This is a genomic window from uncultured Flavonifractor sp. (assembly GCF_944383115.1).
Classification (GTDB): Bacteria; Bacillota; Clostridia; order Oscillospirales; family Oscillospiraceae; genus Flavonifractor.
In genome coordinates this window covers 1-4,582 of sequence record NZ_CALWOJ010000127.1, presented here as the reverse complement: position 1 = coordinate 4,582, position 4,582 = coordinate 1, and the positions used below count along the sequence as shown (strand labels likewise).

Genomic DNA, 4,582 nt, shown 5'->3' with positions numbered 1-4,582 from the left:
TGAAGAACATCATCCCGCCCCGGGAGATCCAGGACGCTATGGAGAAGCAGATGAAGGCCGAGCGGGAACGCCGGGAATCCATCCTCCAGGCCGAGGGCCAGAAGCAGAGCCAGATCCTGGTGGCCGAAGGCGAGAAGCAGAGCGTCATCCTTCGGGCCGACGCCGCCAAGCAGGCCGCCATTATGAAAGCCGAAGGCGAGGCTGAGGCCATTTTGAAGGTGCAGCAGGCCACCGCCGAGGCCCTCAAGCTCCTCAACGAGGCCAGCCCCACTGACCAGGTGCTGAAAATCAAAGCCCTGGAGGCCTTCCAGGCCGCCGCCAACGGCCAGGCCACCAAACTCATCATCCCCTCAGAGATCCAGGGGCTTGCCGGCCTGTGCGCCTCCGCCAAGGCGGTGTTCGAGTCCTCCGCCGACGCTCCCAAGAAGCCCTGAACCTATCACCAGCTCTCAAGGTGCGCCGCAGCTTTGCGGCGCACCTTTTTTGTTTCCCAATCTTTTTGCGCCCTCCCATTTTATTTTGCTTGACAACTATCTTTGTCAGTGCTATGCTGGTTTTGACAAGGATAATTGTCATTTTGACGTAAATATTTGTCAAGCTGGAGGTGTAACGATGCCGCTTTACAACCGCCTCAAGGAATACCGAGCCCGGCTGGGAGTCAATCAGCAGGAGATGGGCCGTCTGGCAGGGGTATCCCGCCAGACCATCAGCCAGATCGAGCGGGGGGATTACTCCCCCTCGGTGACGCTAGCCCTCAAGCTGGCTAAGCTCTGCGGGGTAACTGTAGAGGATATTTTTACCTACCAGGAGGATGAGCATGATGAATGACACAGTGAAGCGGGACAATCGCAAGTCCCTCCCTCTCTTTTTGCTGGTGATCCTGCTGTTTGCCGCCTTAGGCGGTGTTGCGGGCTTTTTCAGCGCCATGGCAGCGGAGCGGGGGGCGCTGGACGTGATCTGGGCCGGGCTGGACCGGCTGATGGGTATCATCACTCCCTGGGCTATTCCGGTATGCAGCACGGTCCTGCTGATCCCCGGTTTTGCTCTGTACCGCTCAGCCAAAAAACTGTATGCCGCCTGGGACCAGGAATCGGAGGATACCTATCAGCGGATGGAGGACCAGCTTAGCTACGCCCTGCTACTGAGCAGCTTGGTTGTGTTGACAGATCTGTTTTTCCTGGCAGCAGGCTTTCTCTACGCCAATATTCTGATCAACGCTCTGTGCTTCCTGGTATCTATGGGTTTTATGGTTATTCTTGAACAGAAGCTGATCGACCAGACCCGTCGGATGAATCCCGAGAAGCAGGGCAGCGTCTATGACGTGAACTTCCAGAAGAAGTGGCTGGAGAGCTGCGACGAACTGGAGCGGGCCCAGATCGGCCAGGCCTCCTTCCGCGCTTACAAAGTCGCCAATGGCGCCTGCGCCGCCATCTGGGTCGTACTGGTGATTTTAAGTCTGGTAGCCGATATCGGACTGCTGCCCATTCTGGTGGTCATGCTGCTATGGGGAGTGTTTCAGGTATCTTATACGCTGGAATGTATCCATATTAGCCACCGGAGTTCCAAATGAAAAAAGCCTGTATCCCACGGGATACAGGCTCTTTTTAATGCTTTTTTGAAATGGGCGGCGGGGCAATGGGGCTGTCCTGCTCGAAGGCGTCGAAGTAATCCTCGTCCTGGAGTTCGGGCCGGCGGTGGCGGATGGCCTCGGAAATGATGGGATAGATCACGATGGCCAACAGGCCGCCCGAGAACCCGTTGTTGTAGAGGTTGAAACCCTCCACCGGAGTGCCTGCCCGCAGCACCACCGAGGAGTGGAGAAATCCGGCCACGATGCCGAAGGGCCAGCCAAAATACCCCGAGATGGGGGCCAGGGTGGTACCAAAGAGCAGAGCCAGCTGCACACCGCTGTCGTTGATGTGCCAGTGCATACAAAAGCTGCCCAGCACCACGCCCAGCATAATGGGGATGATATTGCGGGCGTGCTTGCCGAAAGCGGAGAAGCCCATGATGGTAAAGATGCCGCCCATAGTGGGACCGTTTAAATCGCCGCCGGTGGCCAGGATGAAGGTCATACCGATCAGTCCGTTAACACCTACGTTGATCAAAGTAGGGGCAGCGCCAAACATACGCAGGTAGTCACTGGGGGCCCGGCCAGTGGTGAGCAGCAGCCGGCGGTAGCCGGCCCAGGCTGCCCAGATAGGACGTCCGCTGAAAAACAAGCCCATAATGATGAGGAGCAGGCACAGGCTGCCCAGGCAGATTCCCAGCTGCAGATTGTAGCCGGTGGCCCAATGGTGGGCTACCGTAGGTTTCGCCCCCAGGGAGGTCATCACCGGCACCATGATGGTGGCCAGCAGGCCGCAGGCGAACCCCATGTTGTACAGGTTCATGCCGTTTTGGATCTTGTATGTATAGGCGGACAGAGGGGGCAGCACAAAGCCGATCATGGCGCCGATGAGAATAGCCCACCAGATGTTGCCCCAGCCGTTGTCCAGAGCCACATAGCTCACTACCGGCGACAGAGCGGTAGCCAGCAGGGAGACCGACGCATATTTGCCGAAGGGCTCCCGGCGGATCTTGGCGTACAGGAAGGTGCCGAAGATGATGGGCCAGATGTTGGCAATATTCTTGCCAAATAGGGCAAAACCCGCCATCAGGCCGATCTCCACCAGAGTGTAGCCGTTAAGGGGGTCCTTACTCAAATGGAGGATCCCCAGGCTGATGAGGGTGACCAGGGCGGCGTTGACAAAGGCTGCCCCAATGCCCGCGATCTTCACATAGTCGGTGATCAGGGCGTCCTCCGTCTGGATGATCTTCCAAAGACCGGGCAGGATCTGGGCGGGATCGCCCAGGATGACGCCGATGGCGATCAGGTAGGCACAAAAGCAAATTGCCGCAGGATATATCTTGTGGTAGCGCATATCATGTCCCCTTCCGTCTTCCGGCGGTCTTTTACCGGTCCGTGAAATATGCTCTGGTCTGTTCCGCGTTGCGCATGACCTCTTCCTTCAGGGCCGTCAGGTCGGCAAACTTCCGCTCTCCCCGCAGCCGCTTGTAAAATTCCATGCGCACCGTCTGGCCGTACAGGTCGCCGCTGAAGTCCAGGATGAATCCCTCCACCGTCACCTTGTTCCCGTCGTCTACTGTGGGACGCACGCCGATGTTGGTCACCGCGGGGCGGCTGTCACCATTTTCAAACCACACTTTTGTAGCGTACACCCCATAGGCGGGAATCAGTACACCGGGCTGGAAGCGCAAATTCACCGTGGGAAATCCCAGGGTGGAACCCAGTTTCTTGCCGTGGGCCACCGTGTCCGTCAGGGTGTGGGGATGGCCCAAAAATTCGTTGGCCCGTTCCATCTCGCCCTGGGCCACCAGGGTACGGATATAGGTGGAAGACACGGTGATCTGATCCCTGCTTACCTTAGGAATAATATCACAGCCGATCCCCAATTCCTGACACAGGGCCTGGAGCCGCTCCGGGTTACCTTCCCCTTTATAGCCGAAGTGGAAGTCGTGGCCGGCCACCAGATGAACCGCCCCATGCTCCCCCACCAGATAATCGGTGACAAAAGCATCCCAGGGCAGGTGCATCATCCGCTCGTCAAAGTGCGCCACGATCACATCCCGAATGCCGTAATATCGCCGCATCAGCTCCGCCCGGTCCATGGGTGAGCTGAGCAGAGGCACCGTCGGCGTCTTGAAGATCAGGTTTTCCGGATGGGTATCAAAGGTGACCGCCGCCGGGACAGCTCCCAGCTCAGCCGCCTTCTCCCCCACCCGGCGCAGCAGGGCTCCGTGGCCCAGATGGACGCCGTCAAAAAAGCCCAGGGCAATCACACGTCTTGTCTCTGTCCCGTTCACTGTCTCACACCTCGAAAAAACTCTTGATGGTGGTCATGATGCCGCCTTCGCACCGGCCCAGCAGCAGAAACCTGCCGTCAGGGCCATAGGCCCGCCAAATGCCGTCCGATGCATCGCAGGGAAAAGGGTTGCCGTTTTGGGCCTTTTTCAGGCTGCCATCCCCTATGGTCACCGCCGGGTACTCCTGAAAGCATCCGTCCACCGGCGCCAGCAGAGCCGCCGGGTCGGGGGCGGCCTGGAGCTGTTCCAGTGTCACCGCCTGCTCCAGCGTAAAGCCCGCCGCCTCGGTGCGCCGCAGGGCGGACATACAGCCCCCGCAGCCCAGGGCCTGCCCGATGTCATGGCAGATGGTACGGACATAAGTACCCTTGGAGCAGCGCACCCGCAGATACCAGGTATCCTCCTCCTGAGGGAACCCAGCCGGGGCCTCCTCCAGCACCTCCAGCTCATAGATGGTCACCGGCCTGGGGGGCCGCTCCACTTCCTTGCCCGCACGGGCCAGCTCGTAGAGCTTCTTGCCGTCCCGCTTGATGGCGGAGTACATGGGTGGGATTTGAAGAATATCCCCACGGAAGGGCTCCAGGGCCGCTTTCAGGGCCACCCGATCCACCTGGACCGGACGCTGTTCCAGCACCTGCCCGGTGGTATCCTGGGTATTTGTCATAACACCCAGTTTTAATCCGGCGATATATTCCTTTTTCCCCTCGGTGGCAAA

General features: G+C 58.9%; 6 protein-coding genes. 3 read left to right on the top strand and 3 right to left on the bottom strand.

The annotated features are described in order from the left end of the window. The 3 genes from Q0K43_RS10405 to Q0K43_RS10395 form a co-directional block, all read left to right on the top strand. Positions 1 to 434, top strand: a 434-nt coding sequence (locus tag Q0K43_RS10405) for an SPFH domain-containing protein (protein WP_297290461.1), incomplete at its 5' end; no start/stop codon positions are given. Positions 435 to 612: 178 nt separating this feature from the next. Continuing rightward, on the top strand, positions 613 to 828 hold the full coding sequence (locus Q0K43_RS10400) for a helix-turn-helix transcriptional regulator (protein WP_087188587.1): 216 nt from the start codon (positions 613 to 615) through the stop codon (positions 826 to 828). After that, positions 818 to 1,570: a DUF3169 family protein gene (locus tag Q0K43_RS10395; RefSeq protein WP_297290460.1), complete on the top strand. Its 753-nt coding sequence runs from the start codon at positions 818 to 820 to the stop codon at positions 1,568 to 1,570. Before Q0K43_RS10400 ends, Q0K43_RS10395 begins: the two co-directional genes overlap by 11 nt. Positions 1,571 to 1,604: 34 nt before the next feature. On the opposite strand, the gene Q0K43_RS10390 is transcribed toward Q0K43_RS10395, so the two are convergent. The 3 genes from Q0K43_RS10390 to truB form a co-directional block, all read right to left on the bottom strand. Next, positions 1,605 to 2,924, bottom strand: coding sequence for a DUF1576 domain-containing protein (locus Q0K43_RS10390; RefSeq protein ID WP_297290459.1), 1,320 nt, complete (start codon positions 2,922 to 2,924; stop codon positions 1,605 to 1,607). Positions 2,925 to 2,955: 31 nt separating this feature from the next. Beyond that, entirely contained in the window at positions 2,956 to 3,867 is a 912-nt protein-coding gene (ribF, locus tag Q0K43_RS10385; protein WP_297290458.1) for a riboflavin biosynthesis protein RibF, read from the bottom strand. A 4-nt stretch (positions 3,868 to 3,871) separates the two neighbouring features. Next, positions 3,872 to 4,582: tRNA pseudouridine(55) synthase TruB (gene truB / locus Q0K43_RS10380; protein WP_297290457.1), on the bottom strand; the 711-nt coding region annotated here is incomplete at its 5' end.

Bases quoted from the DNA above. Each gene is read 5' to 3' on its own strand.
- Q0K43_RS10395 (WP_297290460.1), top strand. From the start codon at position 818: ATGATGAATGACACAGTGAAGCGGGACAATCGCAAGTCCCTCCCTCTC.
- Q0K43_RS10400 (WP_087188587.1), top strand. From the start codon at position 613: ATGCCGCTTTACAACCGCCTCAAGGAATACCGAGCCCGGCTGGGAGTC.
- Q0K43_RS10390 (WP_297290459.1), bottom strand. From the start codon at position 2,924: ATGCGCTACCACAAGATATATCCTGCGGCAATTTGCTTTTGTGCCTAC.